Source organism: Pseudomonas sp. TWP3-2 (assembly GCF_049897765.1).
Lineage (GTDB): Bacteria > Pseudomonadota > Gammaproteobacteria > Pseudomonadales > Pseudomonadaceae > Aquipseudomonas.
On record NZ_JAFCWW010000033.1, the window covers coordinates 1 to 21621 of the forward strand.

Annotated in this window: 17 protein-coding genes; 10 read left to right on the forward strand and 7 right to left on the reverse strand. The window is 59.2% G+C overall.

All coding sequences use genetic code 11. The features are described 5' to 3' along the window. The first annotated feature begins 285 nt into the window (after positions 1 to 285). A complete protein-coding gene (mrdA, locus tag ACP7EE_RS26615) occupies positions 286 to 2178 on the forward strand; it encodes a penicillin-binding protein 2 (protein WP_426204145.1) in 1893 nt (630 codons plus the stop codon). 48 nt (positions 2179 to 2226) lie between these two features. Here mrdA and ACP7EE_RS26620 read toward each other — a convergent pair whose 3' ends face one another. Together ACP7EE_RS26620 and ACP7EE_RS26625 are read right to left on the reverse strand one after the other, a co-directional pair. Further along, the gene (locus tag ACP7EE_RS26620; RefSeq protein ID WP_426237949.1) at positions 2227 to 2631 is read right to left on the reverse strand and encodes a lysozyme inhibitor LprI family protein; all 405 of its coding nucleotides are present in this window, start codon (positions 2629 to 2631) and stop codon (positions 2227 to 2229) included. Positions 2632 to 2782: 151 nt separating this feature from the next. After that, positions 2783 to 3703, reverse strand: a complete 921-nt coding sequence (locus tag ACP7EE_RS26625; RefSeq protein WP_426237952.1) for an ADP-ribosylglycohydrolase family protein — start codon at positions 3701 to 3703, stop codon at positions 2783 to 2785. A 197-nt stretch (positions 3704 to 3900) separates the two neighbouring features. Here ACP7EE_RS26625 and ACP7EE_RS26630 point away from each other — a divergent pair, with 197 nt between their 5' ends. Beyond that, positions 3901 to 4383, forward strand: coding sequence for an SRPBCC family protein (locus ACP7EE_RS26630; protein WP_426237954.1), 483 nt, complete (start codon positions 3901 to 3903; stop codon positions 4381 to 4383). A gap of 7 nt (positions 4384 to 4390) precedes the next feature. Continuing rightward, positions 4391 to 5191: an aminoglycoside phosphotransferase family protein gene (locus ACP7EE_RS26635; RefSeq protein ID WP_426204158.1), complete on the forward strand. Its 801-nt coding sequence runs from the start codon at positions 4391 to 4393 to the stop codon at positions 5189 to 5191. Positions 5192 to 5480: 289 nt separating this feature from the next. Here ACP7EE_RS26635 and acnA read toward each other — a convergent pair whose 3' ends face one another. Further along, complete coding sequence (acnA, locus tag ACP7EE_RS26640; RefSeq protein ID WP_426237956.1) at positions 5481 to 8222, reverse strand: aconitate hydratase AcnA; 2742 nt, start codon at positions 8220 to 8222, stop codon at positions 5481 to 5483. 222 nt (positions 8223 to 8444) lie between these two features. On the opposite strand from acnA, the gene rlmM reads away from it, so the two are divergent. Together rlmM and tusA are read left to right on the forward strand one after the other, a co-directional pair. After that, positions 8445 to 9518, forward strand: coding sequence for a 23S rRNA (cytidine(2498)-2'-O)-methyltransferase RlmM (gene rlmM, locus ACP7EE_RS26645; RefSeq protein ID WP_426204134.1), 1074 nt, complete (start codon positions 8445 to 8447; stop codon positions 9516 to 9518). Positions 9519 to 9583: 65 nt separating this feature from the next. Further along, the gene (gene tusA, locus ACP7EE_RS26650; protein ID WP_420650633.1) at positions 9584 to 9835 is read left to right on the forward strand and encodes a sulfurtransferase TusA; all 252 of its coding nucleotides are present in this window, start codon (positions 9584 to 9586) and stop codon (positions 9833 to 9835) included. 49 nt (positions 9836 to 9884) lie between these two features. Here tusA and ACP7EE_RS26655 read toward each other — a convergent pair whose 3' ends face one another. Continuing rightward, on the reverse strand, positions 9885 to 11291 hold the full coding sequence (locus ACP7EE_RS26655) for an MATE family efflux transporter (RefSeq protein WP_426237959.1): 1407 nt from the start codon (positions 11289 to 11291) through the stop codon (positions 9885 to 9887). A 161-nt stretch (positions 11292 to 11452) separates the two neighbouring features. On the opposite strand from ACP7EE_RS26655, the gene pdxB reads away from it, so the two are divergent. Continuing rightward, positions 11453 to 12595: a 4-phosphoerythronate dehydrogenase PdxB gene (gene pdxB / locus ACP7EE_RS26660; RefSeq protein ID WP_426237961.1), complete on the forward strand. Its 1143-nt coding sequence runs from the start codon at positions 11453 to 11455 to the stop codon at positions 12593 to 12595. Positions 12596 to 12653: 58 nt separating this feature from the next. Here the strand turns inward: pdxB and ACP7EE_RS26665 are convergent, their stop codons facing one another. Continuing rightward, positions 12654 to 12833 carry a PA1571 family protein gene (locus ACP7EE_RS26665; RefSeq protein ID WP_420650636.1) on the reverse strand — a complete coding sequence of 60 codons (180 nt, stop codon included), beginning with the start codon at positions 12831 to 12833 and terminating at the stop codon, positions 12654 to 12656. A gap of 257 nt (positions 12834 to 13090) precedes the next feature. Between ACP7EE_RS26665 and ACP7EE_RS26670 the strand changes: the two genes are divergently transcribed. Continuing rightward, the gene (locus ACP7EE_RS26670) at positions 13091 to 14929 is read left to right on the forward strand and encodes an ABC transporter transmembrane domain-containing protein (RefSeq protein ID WP_426237963.1); all 1839 of its coding nucleotides are present in this window, start codon (positions 13091 to 13093) and stop codon (positions 14927 to 14929) included. Between the two features lie 4 nt (positions 14930 to 14933). Next, on the forward strand, positions 14934 to 15959 hold the full coding sequence (locus ACP7EE_RS26675) for a Fic family protein (protein ID WP_426237965.1): 1026 nt from the start codon (positions 14934 to 14936) through the stop codon (positions 15957 to 15959). A gap of 84 nt (positions 15960 to 16043) precedes the next feature. On the opposite strand, the gene ACP7EE_RS26680 is transcribed toward ACP7EE_RS26675, so the two are convergent. Beyond that, positions 16044 to 17972: a transglycosylase SLT domain-containing protein gene (locus ACP7EE_RS26680; RefSeq protein WP_420650638.1), complete on the reverse strand. Its 1929-nt coding sequence runs from the start codon at positions 17970 to 17972 to the stop codon at positions 16044 to 16046. A 216-nt stretch (positions 17973 to 18188) separates the two neighbouring features. On the opposite strand from ACP7EE_RS26680, the gene ACP7EE_RS26685 reads away from it, so the two are divergent. Continuing rightward, entirely contained in the window at positions 18189 to 20102 is a 1914-nt protein-coding gene (locus ACP7EE_RS26685; protein ID WP_420650639.1) for an ATP-binding cassette domain-containing protein, read from the forward strand. 70 nt (positions 20103 to 20172) lie between these two features. Here ACP7EE_RS26685 and ACP7EE_RS26690 read toward each other — a convergent pair whose 3' ends face one another. Continuing rightward, a complete protein-coding gene (locus ACP7EE_RS26690) occupies positions 20173 to 20610 on the reverse strand; it encodes a universal stress protein (protein ID WP_426237968.1) in 438 nt (145 codons plus the stop codon). 105 nt (positions 20611 to 20715) lie between these two features. Between ACP7EE_RS26690 and ACP7EE_RS26695 the strand changes: the two genes are divergently transcribed. Further along, complete coding sequence (locus ACP7EE_RS26695; RefSeq protein ID WP_426237970.1) at positions 20716 to 21153, forward strand: hypothetical protein; 438 nt, start codon at positions 20716 to 20718, stop codon at positions 21151 to 21153. The last annotated feature ends 468 nt before the right edge of the window (positions 21154 to 21621 follow it).

The window sequence follows — 21621 nt, forward strand, 5'->3', positions numbered from 1 at the left end:
TCAGCAGTGAAACGATGCATCGCCGATGGTAGTGTGGGGTTTCCCCATGTGAGAGTAGGTCATCGTCAAGATTAAATTCCGAAACCCCAATTGCGAAAGCAGTTGGGGTTTTGTTTTGCCTGCGAAAAAGTGCTCGAATTCCATCCTCCCGCCGTCGCCACTCCAACCATTCAGGGAATTCTCTCTGAAGGACTGCCGGGTTTTTGGTATGGTGCAGCTCGTTTTTTAACGGACTGACGTCATGCCCAAGGATCGGCGTTCATTTTTCAAAGAGTTGCTGCAGAAATGCCTGAACCAATACCCATCAAGGATCACGAGAAAGAGACGCGGCTGGTCAACAAGCGGCTGATCGCTTGCGCCTTGCTCGTCTTTGCGATCAGCTGCGCGCTGGTGGTGCGCCTGTACATCCTGCAAGTTGTGGAATTCGACTACCACTCAACCATCTCCGAGAACAATCGTGTTCATGTCCTGCCGATTCCCCCGACACGTGGCCTGATCTACGATCGCAACGGCGTGCTGCTCGCGGATAACCGCCCAAGCTACAACCTGACCATCACCCGCGAGCGCGCCGACAACGTCAATCAAGAACTGGACGAAGTCATCAGCCTGTTGCACCTCCCGAGTGAAGATCGCTCGGTGTTCGACAAGGCCATGAAGCAATCGCGCCATCCGTTCACGCCGGTGACGTTGTTCTATGAACTTACCGAAGAGCAGATCGCTGTGTTGGCGGTCAACGAGTTTCGTCTGCCAGGTTTGGACGTCGAGCCGCAGTTCGTTCGTAACTACCCACTGGGTGCGCACTTCGCGCATTCCATCGGCTACGTCGGCCGCATCAACGAAAAAGAATCCAAGATCCTCGACTCCGTTGAATACCGCGGCACCCAGTCCATCGGCAAAACCGGTATCGAAAGATTCTACGAGCCTCAGTTGCACGGCCACGTCGGTTACGAAGAAGTAGAAACCAACGCGCAGGGCCGCGTACTCAGAGTGCTCAAACACACCGACCCGATACCCGGCAAAAACATCGTCCTGAGCCTTGACGTCAAATTGCAGCAAGCCGCTGAAGCTGCGTTGGGTGATCGTCGTGGATCGGTAGTCGCGCTGGATCCTTCGACCGGCGAAGTGCTGGCCATGGTCAGCAATCCAAGCTTTGATCCGAATCTTTTTGTCACCGGCATCAGTTCGAAGGAATATTCGGCACTACGCGATTCCATCGACCGTCCGCTGTTCAATCGCGTGCTGCGCGGCCTTTACGCGCCGGGTTCGACCATCAAGCCAGAGGTGGCGATTGCCGGACTTGATTCTGGTGTTGTCACCCCGCAGACCCGCGTCTTCGATCCAGGCTATTACCAACTACCGGATTTCGATCACAAGTACCGCAACTGGAACCACAGCGGCGACGGTTGGGTGGATATGGACGCAGCGATCATGCGCTCCAACGACACCTACTTCTACGACTTGGCGCACAAGCTCGGCATTGATCGTCTGCACGATTACATGGCGATGTTCGGCTTGGGCGAAAAGGTCTCGCTGGATATGTTCGAAGAGTCTTCCGGTCTGATGCCGTCTCAAGCCTGGAAACGCGCAACCCGTCGCCAAGCCTGGTTCCCCGGTGAGACGGTGATTCTCGGCATCGGTCAGGGCTACATGCAAGTCACGCCGCTACAACTGGCCCAGGCCACCGCTCTGATCGCCAACAAAGGCGTGTGGAACCGTCCACATCTGGCGAAAACCGTCGACGGCGTAGCGCCAGTGGACGAACACCCGATGCCGAACATCCTGCTCAAGGACCCGCGCGACTGGGAGCAGGTCAACCACGGTATGCAGATGGTCATGCACGACGCCCGCGGCATTGCGCGGGCAGCAGCGGCCGGCGCGCAATATCGCATCGCTGGCAAGAGCGGTACCGCGCAAGTGGTGGCGATCAAGCAGGGTGAGCGTTACAACCGTGCGAAAACCCTCGAACGTCACCGCGACAACGCCTTGTTCGTTGGGTTTGCCCCGGCCGAGCATCCGAAGATCGCAATATCAGTGATGATCGAAAACGGCGAGGCGGGTGGTCGTGTTGCCGGCCCTGTCGTGCGAAAGATCATGGACGCCTGGCTGCTCGATCAGGATGGTCACCTCAAGCCGCAATATGCAGCCCCTGCCAAAGCACCCGGTGATCCTCACGTTTAGCTCTGAACGTCATGCAGAGTGAGGAAGGCCCTCAAGCAGTAGCGATGATCAGGCGCCGGGTACCGGGCAGCTCATGTCACCCTCTTCGCACTTCAAATACTGCTTGAGAGCCTCGGTTCTGACCTTGGTTACCCCGGTGATGCAGTTATTGAGGATCAGCGGGTAAACACTCCCACCTTCAACTCCCGATGCGGAAAACTTGCATTCGGCATCCCGAAATCCAATCCACGCCTTCTGTGCGCTTACCAGCAGCTTTTTGCTGTCTGGATTGTCCTTCAATCGCGCGATGATCTGCTGATACACCGTGTTCAGTTCTTTGTCCGCCGCTTTGTTTTCCTGCGATGCACACTGATTCATGGTCGCCTGATCACTGGCATGGGCGCAGTCGACGGCTGCATGGGCGAGGGGGATCAAGAATAATGGTGTCAAAGTCAGCAGCAGGCGTGGGGACATGGAGCATCTCTCTGTCAAAGTCTGGAAAGGCATGCATGGCAGGCTCAGCAGCGCCAAGCACAAGCTGGTATTTCGCTAGAGCTGCATGCTCAACTCCGGGGGGATCGTTGGTGTAATCACTGAGTCTACACAAGTCCCGTATTCTGCTTGCTTAACAATGTCCGCGCAGTCTCGATGCGTCGAACAGCTGTTCCGCGATCGCCGCGATGTCTTCACCCTCATGCAATTGTGCCAACCAGTTGGACGGTATTGCGCGGACTCCATAATAAGCCCCCGCCAATTGACCAACGATAGCAGCGGTGGTGTCGGCGTCATCCCCCAGATTGGCCGCTTGCAGGACTGCCTCAGCGAAGCTCTCTGTGTGCTGGAAACACCACAGCGCTGCTTCCAGAGAGTCCACGCTGTAGCCGCTGCCGCGTATTTCACTCAGGTTTTTTTCCAGGTAATCACCATGTGCAATCGCGGCAACTTTTGGTTGGCTGAAGACTGTGTGCGGCAGGCTGCGCAGGTCGGCCTTTGAAGCCCCTTGCAGTGCCTTGCCGATCAGTTCTGCAAACAATTCGCAGCACTCGATAGCCTCGGGCGCGCCGTGCGTGGTTCGCGAACTCTCAGCCGCGAACTGTTTGATTGGCAGCATCTCGGGAAAGTAAAACAGAACGACCGGTACCAGACGCATCAGTGAACCATTGCCGGCGGTGTCGGGATCGGTGGAGCCAGCGAAAGGCTCTCCCGTATTTTGATAACGGGCCAGCGCCCGGCTCACTGTCATACCGATGTCGAAGCATTCGCCGGTCGAACTCAGATAACCCCACTGCCACCAATTGAGATAACGCCCCATCTGATCAGCTGCGTCGAACGCGTTTTTATTCAACAGACTTTCTGCGAGGCATAACGCCATCGAGGTGTCATCGGTCCATTGACCCGGCTTCAGGCGGAAGGGCCCACCACCGACCATGTCGGTCAGCGGCTGGAACGAACCGCGCGGCTGGAATTCGACAGTGGTTCCCACTGCGTCGCCGCAAGCCAGCCCGAGCAGGGCGCCACGGTAGCGTTCGAGAAGGGAAGGCTGCATGGTTACATCCTTGTGTTGTGCAAAATCGCTAGAAACGGTAGCAGGTTCGACGCTAAGAATTGCTCACAATCTGCAAAACAGGCGCCAGTTAATGCCGCCAGATGTTTCCTTGAAGCGAGCCTGTTGCACTGGATTGATACAACTTCAGGTTGGACATGTGGTCATACAAGCCTACTGTTCAGAACAGGAGGTGACGTATGAAACCAGTACCTAATAGCTTTGAACGGAAAATCACGCTCAAGTCGCCGCGCTCTCATGTCTGGCGCGCTCTGGTGGATGCCGAGGCGTTCGGCCAGTGGTTTGGCGTTGCGCTGGAGGGCCGGCGGTTTATCGCCGGCGAGTGGACACAGGGGCAAGTCACTTACCCTGGTTATGAGCATGTGCTGTGGAATGTGCTGGTCGAGCGAGTCGAGCCGCAGCAGTTGTTTTCCTTTCGCTGGCATCCGTATGCGGTGAATCCGAAGATCGACTATTCGCAGGAGCCGACCACCCTGGTCAAGTTCGAACTTGAAGACTACGAGGAAGGCACGCTGCTCAAGGTCTCCGAGTCGGGTTTCGCGCATATTCCCGACATTCGTCAGAAAGAGGCGTACTACATGGATAGCCGTGGCTGGGAAGAGCAATTGAGTCGACTTGAGCATTTCCTGACCGAGAGTGCCCGCGAACGTGAAGGTGGCTGAACTCGATGTGTTTGATGTGTGGCTGAGGCGCTGGGCATTGGTGCCGGACGGCGCGCCGATAATCACACCAGGTAGTCGTCTGTTACCGGTGCGTCAGGGCAATACGCCCGCCATGCTCAAATTGGCAGTGGATGCCGAGGAGAAATACGGCAATCTGCTGATGACCTGGTGGGCAGGCGACGGCACCGCTCGGGTGCTCGCTCATTTTGCGGATGCTTTGCTGCTGGAGCGCGCCACGGGCAAGCGCTCGCTAATGCATATGGCGCTCAACGATCACGATGATGAAGCCACCAGGATCATGTGTATGGCTCTGGCGCGGTTACATGCGCCGCGCCCGACGCCACCCCCGCAACTGGTCGAGCTGGAGACGTGGTTTGCCTCGCTGACCTCCGCTGCGGCTCAACACGGCGGGCTTTACGCCCGCAGCCTGCAAACTGCGGAAGCCTTGCTCGCCAATCCTCAGGACGTTGTCGTGCTGCACGGCGACATGCACCACGACAACGTTCTCGATTTCGGTCCGCGCGGCTGGTTGGCCATCGACCCTAAACGCGTCCGGGGTGAGCGCGGTTATGACTACGCCAACCTGATCTGCAACCCGGAGCTGCCGACCGCCACCGATCCCGAGCGTTTCCTGCGACAAATAAAAGTCATCGTCGAGGCAGCCGCGCTGGATCGTGAAAGGTTGCTGCAATGGGTGCTGGCATTCGCCGGATTATCCGCTGCGTGGTTTCTGGAGGATGATGATCAAAAAGCGGCTGCCGGACAGCTGCAGGTCGCAAAACTCGCGGCTTCGGCGCTTGAGGCCTGACATCCCTAGGGGTTTACGGAAGGAGCGCTATAGCGAATGTCTTACACGCGATGGTAGCTTTGACGACTATTGCCGATTGGATCCAGCGCGTAATCTAGCTACATCAACTGAAGCACAGGGAGTGTTTCAGGATCATGGATGATCGACCATTAGCAAGGATCGCTGCCGACAGGGAGTCGATAATGGTCTTGGGAAAACCCGCTTCGGCGGGTTTTTTTTCGTCTGTCGAAAAATGTCCGTCCCAAACAACAAACACCGCCAATTGGCGGTGTTTGCGTATCTGGTTGTTTTATGAAGCGATCAATTGGCGCAACACGTAATGCAAAATCCCGCCAGCCTTGAAGTATTCCACCTCATTCAACGTATCAATCCGGCACAACACCTCGACTTTTTCCTGGCGCCCATCTTCGCGGGTGATCACCAGCGGCAGATTCATCCGGGGCGTCAGCTCGACACCTGTCAGCCCCTGAATCTCGAAGGTCTCCTTGCCCGTGAGGTTAAGGCTCTTGCGGTTCTGATCCAGTTTGAACTGCAGCGGCAACACACCCATGCCCACCAGGTTAGAACGATGGATGCGCTCAAAGCTTTCAGCGATCACCGCTTTCACGCCAAGCAGATTGGTGCCTTTAGCCGCCCAGTCACGACTGGAGCCAGTGCCGTATTCCTGGCCGGCAACCACCACCAGCGGCGTGCCCGAGGCTTGATAGCGCATAGCTGCGTCGTAAATCGGCAGTTTCTCCCCGGTCGGAATATAGATCGTGTTGCCACCTTCTTCGCCGCCGAGCATCTCGTTACGGATGCGGATATTGGCAAAGGTGCCACGCATCATCACCTCATGATTTCCTCGACGTGAGCCGTAAGAGTTGAAGTCGCGCGGCTCCACACCTTTCTCACGCAAGTACCGCCCGGCGGGACTATCAGTCTTGATGTTGCCGGCAGGGGAGATGTGGTCGGTGGTCACCGAGTCGCCGAGCAGCGCCAGTACGCGTGCACCTTGCACATCCTTGATCACCGGCAACGGTCCGCCAATGTCATCGAAAAAAGGTGGGTGCTGGATGTACGTCGAATCGTCCTGCCACACATAGGTCGCCGCTTGCGGCACTTCGATGGCTTGCCACTGTTCGTCGCCGGCAAACACTTCGGCATATTCCTTGTGGAACATCGCGGTGCTGACCTGGCTGACCGCATCGGCGATCTCTTTACTGCTCGGCCAGATATCGCGCAGATACACCGGATTGCCCTGTTGATCATTGCCCAGCGGTTCGCTGCTGATATCAGTGCGCACGCTGCCGGCCAGGGCGTAAGCGACTACCAAGGGTGGTGAGGCCAGCCAGTTGGTTTTCACCAGTGGATGCACTCGACCTTCAAAGTTGCGATTACCGGACAGCACCGAAGCCACGGCGAGGTCGGCTTTCTGGATAGCTTTCTCGATCGGCTCCGGCAGCGGCCCGGAATTGCCGATGCAGGTGGTGCAGCCGTAACCGACCAGAGAGAACCCCAACTGATCGAGATACTGCGTCAGCCCGGCTGCCTTGTAGTAATCGGTCACCACTTTCGAACCCGGCGCCAGCGAAGTCTTGACCCACGGTTTGCGCGTCAGGCCTTTCTCCACGGCTTTTTTCGCCAGCAGACCGGCGGCCATCATCACGCTCGGGTTCGAGGTGTTGGTGCAGGAAGTGATCGCGGCGATCACCACCGCGCCGTTTTTCAGGCGATAGGTGCGCCCTTCAGACTCGTAATCAGTTTCGCCGACCAGATCGGCATTACCCACCGCGACACCGCCGCCGCCTTCGCTTTCCAGGCGTCCTTCTTCTTTGCTGGTCGGTTTGAATTGCAGGTCGAGAAAGTCGCTGAAGGCTTGTGCGACATTCGGCAGCGAAACCCGGTCCTGCGGACGTTTCGGCCCGGCGAGGCTGGCCTCGACGCTGCCCATGTCCAGCGCCAAGCTATCGGTGAACACTGGTTCCTGACCGGGCAAGCGCCACAGCCCCTGCGCCTTGGTGTAAGCCTCGACCAGTTGCACCACTTCAGTCGGCCGGCCGGACAGGCGCAGGTATTCGAGGGTGACGTCATCCACCGGGAAGAAGCCGCAGGTGGCGCCATATTCCGGGGCCATGTTGGCGATGGTCGCGCGATCCGCCAGCGGCAGGTCGGCGAGGCCGTCGCCATAAAATTCGACGAATTTGCCGACAACGCCTTTCTTGCGCAGCATCTGGGTGACGGTCAGCACCAGGTCGGTGGCGGTGATGCCTTCCTTGAGCTTGCCGGTGAGCTTGAAACCAATCACCTCCGGAATCAGCATCGACACCGGTTGCCCGAGCATCGCCGCTTCGGCTTCGATCCCGCCGACACCCCAGCCAAGCACGCCGAGGCCGTTGATCATGGTGGTGTGCGAGTCGGTGCCCACTAACGTATCGGGGAACGCATAGGTGCGGCCGTCTTCGTCCTTGGTCCACACCGTGCGCCCGAGGTATTCAAGGTTGACCTGATGGCAGATCCCGGTGCCTGGCGGCACGACGCTGAAGTTGTCAAAAGCGCTCTGTCCCCAGCGCAGGAAGGCGTAGCGCTCGCCGTTGCGCTGCATCTCGATGTCGACGTTCTGCTCGAACGCACTGGGACTGGCGAACTTGTCGACCATCACCGAGTGGTCGATCACCAGATCCACCGGCGACAACGGATTGATTCGCTGCGGATCGCCGCCGGCCTTGGCCATGGCGGCGCGCATCGCCGCGAGGTCGACCACGGCCGGTACGCCGGTAAAGTCTTGCATTAATACCCGGGCCGGGCGGTACTGGATTTCGCGATCAGAGCGGCGCTCCTTGAGCCACGCGGCAATCGCCTTGAGGTCGGCGCCGGTGACGGTTTTTTCGTCCTCCCAGCGCAGCAGGTTTTCCAGCAGAACTTTCAGTGACATCGGCAGCCGGTCCAGATCGCCCAAGGTCTTGGCGGCTTCCGGCAGGCTGAAATAGTGGTAGGTCTTGGCATCGATTTGCAGGGTTTTAAGGGTTTTCAGGCTATCGAGGGACGGCATTGAAATGACTCCTTTCGAATCCGCACGGCTACGGATTGAGGGCTCGGACTGAGGCTTAAACCTAGTCCCGTTTGGCGCTTAAGGCTAATTACTGGACTCTATGGGCAAGTCCAAGGTTCCGACATCGGCTATCATGCGCCGGTTTTCGTGACAGGCTTTGCTTCAACGCAAGTCTGGGCATCGCGCAGGGGCCGAATGTCCGCCCTCTGCCCAGGAGTAAGAATGAACACCCTATTCATGCATTGCCGGCCAGGTTTCGAAGGCGAAGTCTGTTCGGAAATTTCCGATCTCGCCGCACAGTTGAACGTGTCCGGCTACGCCAAGGCCAAAGCGGTCAGCGCTTGCGCCGAATTCGTCTGCACTGAAGCCGATGGCGCCGAGCGCCTGATGCGCGGCCAGCGTTTCGCCGAGCTGATCTTCCCGCGTCAATGGGCGCGCGGATTGTTCATCGATCTGCCGGAAACCGACCGCATCAGCGTGATCCTCGCGCAGATGGCCGATTTCCCGGTGTGCGGCAGCCTGTGGCTGGAAGTGGTCGACACCAATGACGGCAAAGAACTGTCGAACTTCTGCAAGAAATTCGAAGGCCCGCTGCGCAAGGCCCTGACCGGCGCCGGCAAACTGGTGGACGACGCCAGCAAGCCGCGTCTGCTGCTGACCTTCAAGAGTGGCCGCGAAGTGTTTCTCGGTCTGGCCGAGCCGGGCAATTCGGCGATGTGGCCGATGGGCATTCCGCGCCTGAAGTTTCCGCGCGAGGCGCCAAGCCGCTCAACCTTGAAGCTGGAAGAGGCGTGGCACCATTTCATCCCGCGCGATCAGTGGGATGAGCGTCTGCACAGCGACATGACCGGCGTTGACCTTGGTGCCGCGCCGGGCGGCTGGACCTGGCAACTGGTCAACCGTGGCATGTTGGTGACTGCCATCGACAATGGCCCGATGGCTGAAAGCCTGATGGACACCGGTCTGGTGCAGCATTTGATGGCCGACGGTTTCACCTTCAAACCGCGTCAACCGGTGGACTGGATGGTCTGCGACATCGTCGAGAAACCTGCACGCAACGCGGCGATGCTCGAAGAGTGGATCGGCGAGGGCCATTGCCGTGAAGCGGTGGTCAATCTCAAGCTGCCGATGAAACAGCGTTATGCCGAAGTGAAGCGTCTGCTCGAACGCATCGCCGATGGTTTCAAGGCGCGCGGGATCAAGGTCGATATCGGCTGCAAGCAGCTGTATCACGACCGCGAGGAAGTGACCTGCCATCTACGTCGGCATGACATGAAGAAACCGAAAACCCGCTGAGGGTGCGACAGGTGACCAAACACCCGGCAATGCGCGACAATGCCGGCCAGTTTCAGGAGTGAATCATGAGTGAAATGATCGATACGCCGGTCGATGGCACCCTCGACGCCACCGGGCTCAACTGCCCGGAGCCGGTGATGATGCTGCACCAGCACATCCGTGACCTGGTGCCTGGTGGGCTGCTCAAGGTGATCGCCACCGATCCCTCGACCCGCCGCGACATTCCCAAGTTCTGCGTGTTTCTCGACCACGAACTGGTCGGCCAGCACGAAGATGCCGGCACCTATCTGTACTGGATTCGCAAGAAGTCCGGTTGATCGCAAGGCAAAAAAAGACCTGCATCTGCAGGTCTTTTTTTATGCCCGATCAGCCCGGCGAACGGCTGACGCGAATGCGCTTGCGAGCGCTGCGGGCGAGGCGGATCGACAGCATCACCGCCGCGCAGCTGAGGCCGACGATCAAGCCTTGCCACAAACCGCTCGGGCCGCGTGGCTCGCCGAGCCAGTCGGTGAGGCCGAGGGCGTAACCCACGGGCAGGCCGATGCCCCAATAGGCGAACAGGGTCAGGATCATCGTCACGCGAGTGTCCTGATATCCACGCAATGCGCCAGCGGCGGTGACCTGGATCGCATCGGAAAACTGGAACAGCGCCGAGTACACGATCAGCATCGCGGCGATGTGAATGACCGTCGGATCGGCGGTGTAGATCGCAGCGATGGGCTCGCGCATCAGCAGCATCATGCTCGCCGACAGGCAGGCGTAAGCCAGCGCGGTGCCCATGCCGACACCTGCGGCAAACCGCGCTTCACGCGGCTCTTCACGGCCCAAAGCCTGGCCGACGCGTACCGTGACCGCCATGCCCAGCGAATATGGAATCATGAACACCAGCGAACTGACATTCAGTGCGATCTGGTGCCCGGCAACCACGGTTGCACCGAGGCTGCCGATTAGCAGCGCGATCACTGCGAAGATGCTCGACTCGGCAAACACCGCGATGCCGATCGGCAGACCAATCGCCAGCAGACGCTTGATCACCGCCCATTGCGGCCAGTCGAAGCGGCTGAACAGCTCACTGGATTTGTAGGCCGGCGCCCAGCGCTCATAACCGGCCAGACCCAAGGTCATCACCCACATCACAATCGCCGTGGCCCAGCCGCAACCGACGCCGCCCATGGCCGGCACGCCGAAGTGGCCATAAATGAACACGTAGTTCAGCGGAATATTCAGCGCCAGACCGCACAGGCCCAACACCATCGCCGGACGGGTGCGACCGAGGCCATCACTGAAGCAGCGCAGCACATGATAAAAAGCCACCGCTGGCAAACCGCTGGCAATGCCGTGTAGGTATTGCATGCACGGGCCGATCAGTTCCGGATCGACTTTCATCAAGTGCAGGATCGGTTCGGCGAACACCAGCATCGCGGTGGCGATCAGGCCGACCACTAATGCCAGCCACAATGCCTGGCGCACAATCGGGCCGATTTCGCTGTGGGTCCCCGCGCCAAAGCGCTGGGCGACTTTCGGCGTAGTGGCAAGCAGGGTGCCGGTCATCAACAGAAACACCGGCACCCAGATCGAGTTGCCCAGCGCGACTGCCGCCAGATCTTTGGGCCCGACGCGGCCGGCCATCACCGCATCGACGAAGCCCATGGCGGTGGTCGCCAGTTGCGCGATCATGATCGGCAGCGCAAGGGTCAGCAGCGTCTTCAGCTCGAGGCGAACTCGAGCAGGGCGATTGAGGGCAACGGCAGGTTGTTCAGTTACGGAATTCACAGGCAAAGCGTCCACTAGGGGTTGATACGCAAGGCGGGGCATTCTACGCCGCTGACGCGATGGTCAGGAAAAATCCTCTGTTGCGCATTTGTAATCGTATAGCCTGCTGGCTCATCAACGGATCTGCACCTAAACTGCCGGTCCGCCCAAGGAGCCCCGCCATGCTGATTGTTGCCGACGAAAACATCCCGCTGCTCGATGCCTTTTTTGCCGGTTTCGGCGAGATCCGCCGCGTGCCGGGCCGCTCCATCGACCGCGCCACGGTTGCCGAGGCCGACGTGTTGCTGGTGCGTTCCGTGACTAACGTCAACCGCGCGCTGCTTGAGGGCAGCCAGGTGCGTTTTGTCGGCACCTGCACCATCGGCACGGATCATCTGGACCTCGACTACTTCAACGAGGCCGGCATTACCTGGTCCAGTGCGCCCGGCTGCAATGCGCGTGGCGTGGTCGATTATGTGCTTGGCAGTTTGCTGACGCTGGCCGAAATCGAAGGCGCCGATCTGAATCAGCGTACCTACGGCGTTGTGGGGGCCGGTGAAGTCGGCGGGCGTTTGATCAAGGTCTTGCAGGGCCTGGGCTGGAACGTGAAAGTCTGCGATCCGCCGCGTCAGGCTGCCGAGGGGGGCGACTATGTCAGCCTTGAGCAGATCATCGAGCAGTGCGACGTGATCAGTCTGCACACCCCGCTGACCCGCAGTGGTGAAGGCGCGACCTGGCACCTGTTTGATCAGCGGCGTTTGCAGCAACTCAAGTCCGGAACCTGGCTGATCAACGCGGCGCGCGGCCCGGTGGTGGATAACGCCGCACTGCGCAAAGTCTTGCTGGAGCGCGAAGACTTGCAAGCGGTGCTCGATGTCTGGGAGGCAGAACCGGAAGTCGATGTGGCGCTGGCCGATCTCTGCGTGCTGGCGACCCCGCACATCGCCGGCTACAGCCTCGACGGCAAACAGCGCGGGACGGCGCAGATCTATCAGGCGTACTGCGAATTCGTCGGCCAGCCTGCGAACATTCAATTGAGCGATTTGCTGCCGTCACCATGGTTGTCAGAAGTTTCCCTGCATGCCGATACCGATCCGGCCTGGGCGCTGGCGATGTTATGCCGTGGCGTGTACGACCCGCGCCGCGACGACGCGGATTTTCGCCGCAGTCTTGTAGGCAATGTCGGTGAACAGCGTGCGGCGTTCGATGTGCTGCGCAAGCAGTATCCGGCACGGCGCGAGATTGAAGGTCTGAAAGTGCGAATCGAAGGTGAGTCGTCAGCGTTGCGCCAGATCGTGGCGGCGCTGGGCGCGGTAGCGATCTAAAAACGCAGGCAGAAAAAACCCGGCCAAAAGGGGCCGGGTCAGGAAGACGTTGGCTATATCACTCTTGTTCGGCAGGCTTGACCAATCGCTTCTCCAGTTCGCTGCATGCTTGCTGGATCATGTCTTCAGTGATCGGTACTTCGCGCCCATGCTCATCGATAATCGAGCAACCCAGAGTCTGGCCGGGTTTGGTGCGGATCACTTCAATCTTGTCTTCGCTGCTGTGTTGCAAGGACATGGCCTGTCTCCTCATCAGGTTGTGCGCCTAGGTTAAAACCGTCAGGTGACCGGGCTGTGACAGCTCCCTGCGGTCGTTCCCAACGGCATCTCCACTCAAACAGAAATGACCGCTGGTCTCAACCGGGGCTTTAGACCAATAGCATCTAGGCCCTAGTCTTGACGGTCATAATTAACCTGACTCATTGTGATTTACAGAGTTCCACCCCATGTAGATGGTCTAGGCTGGCCTATTCCTCAACATGGATGTGAACCTGAATGATCTCGTTGCTTACCCCCCGACACCGTCGCGCCATACGTCTGACGAGCCGTTTTCTCGCGCCATACCGGTGGCAAGCGCTGTGGGCGCTGCTCGCGTTGATTGTTACCGCTGCCATCACGTTGTCGATGGGGCAGGGCATCAAGCTGATGGTCGATCGCGGTTTCATGACCCAGTCGCCGCATTTGCTCAACCAGTCCATCGGCCTGTTCATGTTGATGGTGGTTGGTCTGGCAATCGGCACGTTCGCGCGGTTTTACTGGGTGTCATGGATTGGCGAACGCGTTGTGGCCGATATTCGTCGGCAAGTGTTCAATCATCTGGTGTATCTGCATCCCGGTTTTTATGAAGACAACCGCAGCTCTGAGATCCAATCGCGTCTGACCGCCGATACCACGCTGCTGCAATCGGTGATCGGTTCGTCGCTGTCGATGTTCCTGCGCAACTTGTTGATGGTCATCGGCGGGATCGTCCTGCTGTTCATCACTAATCCGAAACTCACCAGCATTGTGGTGATTGCGTTACCGCTGGTGGTCGCGCCGATTCTGATTTTCGGACGTCGTGTGCGCAACCTGTCGCGGCTGAGCCAGGATCGGGTGGCCGACATCGGCAGCTATGTTTCCGAAACCCTCAGTCAGATCAAAACCGTTCAGGCCTACAACCATCAGGTGCAGGATGAGCAGCGTTTTGCGACGACGGTCGAGCAGGCTTTCGACACTGCACGCAAACGCATCTATCAGCGCTCGTGGTTGATCACCATGGTCATCGTGCTGGTGCTCGGCGCTGTCGCTGTAATGCTTTGGGTCGGTGGCATGGACGTCATCGCCGGACGCATTTCTGGTGGTGAGCTGGCGGCGTTCGTGTTTTACAGCCTGATTGTCGGCAGTGCTTTCGGCACCTTGAGCGAAGTGATTGGTGAGCTGCAGCGCGCCGCGGGTGCGGCGGAGCGGATCGCCGAACTACTGCGTTCGGAGAACATCATTCAGCCGCCGGCCAGTGGTCTGGTGAAGTTGCCGGAGCGGGTCAGAGGCGAACTGGCATTGCAAGACGTGCGTTTTTCCTACCCTTCGCGTCCAGAAAGATACGCCGTTGACGGCTTGAATCTGACGATCAATTCGGGCGAAACCCTGGCGCTGGTCGGCCCGTCGGGGGCGGGCAAGTCCACGGTGTACGACTTGCTCCTACGCTTCTACGATCCAGCCGAAGGCCGGATCCTGATCGACGGCGTGCCGCTCACCAGCCTTGATCCGCTGGATCTGCGTCGGTGCTTTGCATTGGTATCGCAGACCCCGGCGCTGTTCTTCGGCAGCGTCGAAGAAAACATCCGTTACGGCTGCCAGAACGCGACGCTGGAGCAAGTGGTGGAGGCGGCGAAGATCGCCCACGCCCACGACTTCATTGAACAAATGCCCAACGGCTACCAGACTCATCTGGGCGACGGCGGCCTCGGCCTTTCCGGTGGTCAGCGCCAACGCCTGGCCATCGCCCGCGCATTGCTGGTGGACGCACCGATTCTGCTGCTCGACGAGGCCACCAGCGCCCTCGACGCACAGAGCGAACACCTGATTCAGGAAGCTCTGCCGAGCCTGATGAAAAACCGCACCACCCTGGTGATCGCGCATCGCCTGGCCACGGTGAAAAACGCCGACCGCATCGCGGTGATGGATCAAGGCAAGTTAGTGGCCATTGGTACGCACCAGGAGTTGATTGCGAGCAACCCGCTGTATGCGCGGTTGGCGGCGTTGCAGTTCAGTGATGGGCCGCAAAACCCACTGAATAAGGCTGCCGTGCTCAGTCGCTTCGGGCATTATGGCGGCCATTGTGCAACGCCTGGATAAGGACATGAGTCGCTACCAACCTCCATTGACCCTGACCCCCCGAATGCTCGCTTTGATCGCCGAAATCAGCGAGCAGATCGGTCAGCTTTCGGCCACGGACAGCAGCCGGCAGACACCGCAATTGCGGCGAGGCAATCGTATCCGCACGATTCAAGCGTCCTTGGCGATTGAAAACAACACGCTCAGTATCGAGCAGGTGACTGCAGTGCTGGCCGGGCAACGTGTGTTGGGTCTTCCCAAGGAAATTCAGGAAGTACGCAATGCCTTCGCGGCGTATGAGTGCATGCCTGACTGGAAGCCTGGCAGCCGCGTCGATTTGCTGAAAGCGCATGAGTTGCTCATGCGCGGCCTTATTGATGAGTGCGGGCACTTTCGCCGGGCGGGCGTGGGTATTTATCGTGGTGAGCGCCTGGTGCACATGGCTCCGCCGCCAAGCCGCATCGCGCATTTGATCGACGATTTGTTGGCTTGGCTCGATACGTCGGACTGGCACCCGCTGATCACGAGCTGTGTATTCCATTATGAGTTCGAATTCATCCACCCATTCGCTGATGGAAACGGTCGCATGGGCCGGATTTGGCAGACGTTGATCCTTAGCCAGTGGCGACCGGTGTTGGCGTACTTGCCTGTGGAAGCGGTGATTCGAGAGCAGCAGGATGAATATTACGCGGCGCTGTCTGCGGCTGATCAAATGGCAGAATCGACTCCGTTTGTGGAGTTCATGCTCAATGCATTGAACGTGGCCCTGCATGAAGCGATCAACAGTGAATCACTGATCGACCCAGTAACCGACCCAGTAACCGACCCAGTAGAGCGACTTTTACGAGCGCTAGACGGGCGATCTCTGAGGATCAGTGATTTGATGGCTGCAATGGGTTTGACGCACAAAGCAACATTCCGAGCGAACTACCTCAAGCCTGCGTTGATTAGCGAGATGATTGAGATGACGGATCCTGAGACGCCTAGCAGTCCGGCCCAGAAGTACCGTCTGACCGAGAGCGGAAAGCGTCTGGTTTCGAGATGGAAGTGAGCTCACTGCACTGAAAACAAAAAATGCCCGCATCTCTCGATGCGGGCATTTTTTTGCGTAAGCAGTCAGCAAACCACTGCGTACTCACTGATCATCAAAATACCGCTCATGCCAATCCACCAGCGGCTGCGGCGAGTTGAGTTTCTGGCCGTAGATTACCGAGTACGACAGCACGTTCTGCACGTACTGGCGGGTTTCGTCGAACGGGATGCTTTCTACCCAGACATCGAAACTCAGATGATCGGCGCCGCGCAGCCACTGACGCACGCGGCCGGGGCCGGCGTTGTAGGCGGCGGAGGCGAGCACGCGGTTGCCGTTGAACTGGCTGTGCACCTGACTCAGGTAAGCGGCGCCGAGCTGGATGTTCTTGTCCGGGTCGAGCACTTGCTGTGGTGAGGCGAGCGGGATGCTGAACTTGCGCGCGGTTTCCTTGGCGGTGCCGGGCATCAGTTGCATCAGGCCGCTGGCGCCGACACCGGAGCGGGCATCGTCCATGAACGCGCTTTCCTGACGCGTGATAGCAAACACCCAGCTCGAATGCAGGCCACGCACCTTGGCTTCGCGTACCAGCGTCTCGCGGTGGGCCATCGGGAAGCGGATGTCCAGGTCGTCCCAGTACTGCGCCTGACTGATGGTGCGGATTGCCGGGAAATACCATTTCAGGTCGTAAGCCAGTTTGGCTTGGGCAACCATTTCATCGCGATTGAAATGGCGGCTGACGTGGTACCACTCGCGGCGGCCATCTACGATCTGCCCCCGTGCGTGAAACTCCAGCGCTCGGCGTACGCCCGGCGTGTTGCGAACTTTGTTGATCAGCGCCTGGCTGAGCACCAGCGGTTTGTTGTTCAACGAGTACGGCGATTGCGAGCGATCGGCGGCGAGGAATCCGTAGAAATCACGCTCGCGGGACAGGTTTTTGTACAGGGTCTGGGCTTCCGGGTTCTGCGGCTGCGCCAGTTCGAGGCTGCGCGCCTGCCAGTAGCGCCAGCGATTGGTGGTGGCCAGATCCTGTGGCAGACGGCGGGTCAACTGATAGGCATCGTCCCAACGCGCCAGACGCAACAGCAGACGCAGGCGCCATTCGGAAACGGTGTTGTCGCGCAGTTCCGGGTCGTACTTGGTCATCACGTCCAGCGCGCGACTGTCAAAACGCCGGGCCAGAGTCAGGCCGATTTCCCGGGCGATCGCGACTTTCTCATCGCGAGAGAAATGCATGCTGCTGGCGTAACCGTCGAGCAGGGCCATGGCCTTGTCCGGGTCCTGGCGCGCGAGACGGCGCAGGCCGAGGCTGACCACGTCGGACATCGGCTCATCGGCCGGGGTGAAGCGCGAAGGCTGGTTGAGCAGCTCAGGTTTCTGCGCTACATCCACCAGCAAGCGACCGCGCGGGGCTAGGGTGGTCAGACCGTTGACCAGACTGTTGGCCAGCGGATAGTTGCGATTCTGTGCGGCGAGTTTGGTGCGCTCCCAGCGTTTCTGTTCGGTCAGTTGACCTTCGGCGGCCCAGATGCCGAACAGTGCATCGCACGCGGCCGGCTGCGATTTGCCGGTCAGCCAAAGCTTGTCGGCGTTGGCGTAGCCTTGAGTCTTTTGGTTGTGGCTGATCTGGTACTGCGCGTTCAGGCAGTCTAGCTCGGTGAAATTGAGTTTCGGGTCGTAGTACTTGACGAAGGTCGCCCAGTCGCCGCGATCGGCAAGCCAGCGCAACCAGCGCAACTTCATCCAGTTGGCCTGAGGCAAGTCACCGTGTTCGGCGAGGAATTTCTCGATTTCCGCGTTGCTCGCGGTTTTCAGGCGGGCGGTCAGCTCGTCGTAGGCCAGATACGGCTCGAGCGGGTAATCGGCCAAGGCCTGGCTGTAACGGAAATACGGGCCGGTATCGCCCTTGGCCAGAGCGCGTTTGGCTTCATCGTAATACTGACGCTGGGTGGACAGGTCCACCGCCTGGGCGGATTGAACGGCAGCGGCGGAAAGTAGCAAACAGGACAAAACACTGAAAAGGCGACTGCGCATGAGACATCCGGGCAGAGAAATCATGACAAGCACCGGCGATCAAACCGGCACTGAATTGTCTGTAGCTTAGCCTTTTGCCAGCAAGCGGCGAAAGCTTTGCCGGCCTTGTGGCACAAGTTCGCAACAAATGTTGTGCAGAGTGCTTCAGCGGTGAAATTGCCGGCCTGTTCGGGTCTCGATTCAGGTAGAATGCGCCCCCGGTTTTTGGAGAAGCTCATGACCCTGCTCAAATTCAGCGATGTGTCCCTTGCATTCGGCGCGATGCCGTTGTTGGACAAGGTGTCCTGGCAGATCGCCCGTGGTGAGCGGGTGTGCATCATCGGCCGCAACGGCACTGGCAAGTCCAGCATGATGAAACTGGTCAAGGGCGACCAGAAGCCCGATGACGGCTCCGTTTGGCGTGCCCCCGGTCTGAAAATCGGCGAATTGCCGCAAGAATTGCCCGTGGCCGACGAGCGGACAGTATTCGACGTGGTGGCCGAGGGCCTCGACGGCGTTGGCGCGCTGCTTGCCGAATACCATCACCTGAGCCAGAACATCGTCACCGACGCGGATCTGGACAAGCTGATGCACGTTCAGCACGACCTCGAAGCCCGTGACGGTTGGCGCTTGCAGACCCTGGTCGACAGCACCCTGAGCCGCCTGCAACTGCCCGCTGACAAGACTCTCGCCGAGTTGTCCGGCGGCTGGCGTCGTCGCGTGCTGCTGGCGCAGGCGTTGGTGTCCGAGCCGGATCTGCTGTTGCTCGACGAACCAACCAACCACCTGGATATCGGTGCGATTGCCTGGCTTGAAGAAGCGCTGAAGGATTTCCAGGGCGCCGTGCTGTTCATCACGCACGACCGTTCCTTCCTGCAAAACCTTGCCACGCGCATCCTCGAACTGGATCGCGGCGGCCTGATCGACTGGAACGGCGACTACGCCAGTTTCCTCGTGCACAAAGAAGCCGAACTGGCTGCCGAAGCCACCGCCAACGCGCTGTTCGACAAGCGTCTGGCTCAGGAAGAAGTGTGGATCCGTCAGGGCATCAAGGCTCGTCGTACCCGTAACGAAGGCCGCGTGCGCGCCCTGAAAGCCCTACGCGTTGAGCGCAGTGAGCGTCGCGAGCGCACCGGCAAGGCCAACATTCAGCTGGACACCGCTGACAAGTCCGGCAAGCAGGTGATGGTGCTCGATAACGTGAGCTTCGCGCACCCGGGCGGCCCGTTCCTGATCAAGGATTTCTCCATGGTCCTGCAGCGCGGCGACCGTATCGGTCTGCTCGGCGCCAACGGTACCGGCAAGACCACGCTGCTGAAACTGATGCTCAGCGGCTTGCAGCCAACCAGCGGCAAAGTGGAAGAGGGCACGCGGATCGACGTCGCGTACTTCGACCAGTTGCGCCATCAGCTGGATTTGGAAAAAACCGTGATCGACAACGTTGCCGAAGGTCGCGACTTCATCGACATAGACGGCCAAAGCCGCCACGTGTTGAGCTACCTGGGCGACTTCCTGTTCAGCCCGCAACGTGCACGGACTCCGGTGAAAGCCCTGTCCGGTGGCGAGCGTGCGCGTCTGCTGCTGGCCAAGCTGTTCAGCAAACCGGCGAACCTGCTGGTGCTCGACGAACCAACCAACGACCTCGACGTGGAAACCCTCGAACTGCTTGAAGAAGTGCTGTTGACCTTCAACGGCACCGTGCTGATGGTCAGCCACGACCGGGCATTCCTCGACAACGTGGTGACCAGCACGCTGGTCTTCGAAGGTGAAGGCAAGGTTCGCGAGTACGTCGGTGGTTATCAGGACTGGCTGCGTCAGGGCGGTTCGCCGCGCCTGCTCGGCGTGACTGAAAGCAAATCCGGCAAGGCTGACTTGAACTCGGCCGTAGTCACCGCTGCGCCGGCTCCGGCCGCTGCTGCCGCGCCTGCTGCCAAGAAGAAGCTGAGCTACAAGCTGCAGCGCGAGCTGGAAGCGTTGCCGGGCGACATCGATGCCAAGGAGCAGCAGATTGCTGCAGTCGAAGCCGAGATGGCCGATGGCGGTTTCTACCAGCGTCCTGCGGCCGAGACCGCCAAGGTAATTGCTTCGCTGGAGCAGTTGCAGGCTGAGCTGGAAGTACTGGTCGAGCGTTGGGCCGAGCTGGATGCCTGATTGATCGCGCCATAAAAAAGCCCGGCCTCATTCGCGTGAGGCCGGGCTTTTTGCAAGCGCAGCTGAAATATCAGCGCTTGACCAGATGCACCGCCAGCACATCGCAAGGTGCGCCGTGCAGCACATCGTTGGCGGTCGAACCGAGCAGCAGTGCCAGGCCGTGACGACCATGGCTGCCGACCACGATCAGATCGCAAGTCTGTTCTTTGGCGAAGTGGTGGATTTCCTGACGCGGCTGGCCGTAGGTCAGATGGCAATTGGCGCCCTCAAGCTCAGGGTACTTTTGCTTCAAGCGCTCAAGCCGCTCCTTGGCCTGATCGAACTGCTGTTGTTGCAGTTGTGACAGATCCATTGGCACATCGCCGCCGAACGCCATGGCCATCGGCTCGACGATATGCACCAGCGACAGCTTGGCCGTGTTGCTCACCGACAGCTCACGGGCGCGGTGGATCACAGGGTCGCACTCTTCAGTCAGGTCTACGGCGACCAGGATGTGGTGGTAGGGCATGAGGTGCTCCTCGTGAGGGTTCAATATTGTTAAGTATGGCTGGTTTCAAGCGCATTGGTTCCAAAGTGACGCAATGCGCTCATTCGAAAAATCGGGAGTAGAGATATGACGGTCTGGTTAGTGGTGTCAATCCTGCTGGTGGTCTTGAGTCCGCTGGCATGGTTGCGCCCCTCGCGCGCGCAGAGCGGACGGATCGCTCTCAGAGCAGAGGCGCGCCGTATCGGCCTGACCATGCAACTGGCGAAGCTGGAGTGGCCGCACTGGCTCGCTCAGGAGCCGCCGAACCCGTGTGCGCAGTACATTCGGCCACGGCGCGGCAGTCGGCCGGCGTGCTGGAGCTACTGGCAGAAATCTCCGGGTTTGTGGGTCAATCAATGGCAGGAGCCGTGTGAAGATCTGGCGTTGCTCAATCATTTCGAAAAATTGCCGGACAACGTGTTCAAGGTCGAAGCCGACAAGCAAATGATCGCCTTGTATTGGGGCGAGAAGGGCGAGGCGACGGTTTTGCAGAATATCGATGCCACTCTGAAAGCGCTGGCATGACTCGCGGACATTTCGCACTGCAACGGCGCGAAACGTCCGGCAGACGCGCAATAAAAAGCCCGACATGATTCATCGGGCGGGGTAGGCCAGGCAGGCCGGTAAATCTGTTGGGCGTTTTTCTTTGTAGTCCTGCCAGCGTAGCCTGTTAAACAAGTCCCGCCGCGAATTAGGGCGACATTTCTAACAATTGATCTTATGAATGGCTTTGCGTGCGGCGAGGTGTCGCAGGGCTGCGTCCTACGGAAATGACTGCAAAGTCGCATTTCAACCCGTATTTCGGGCGATTGACAATTGTCGGAAATTCCGTGAAGGTGACGTACCCAAATCAAACGGGCGTATGAATTGAGCGTTTGTATTGCAGACCGCTCCTACAGAATCCCGACTATCGCGTTGGCGGGTGTGCCGGGTGGATTGGTGTCAGCAGCGACGAAACAACGTCCTGCCAAACCGTTCGCCTGCGTCCGACGT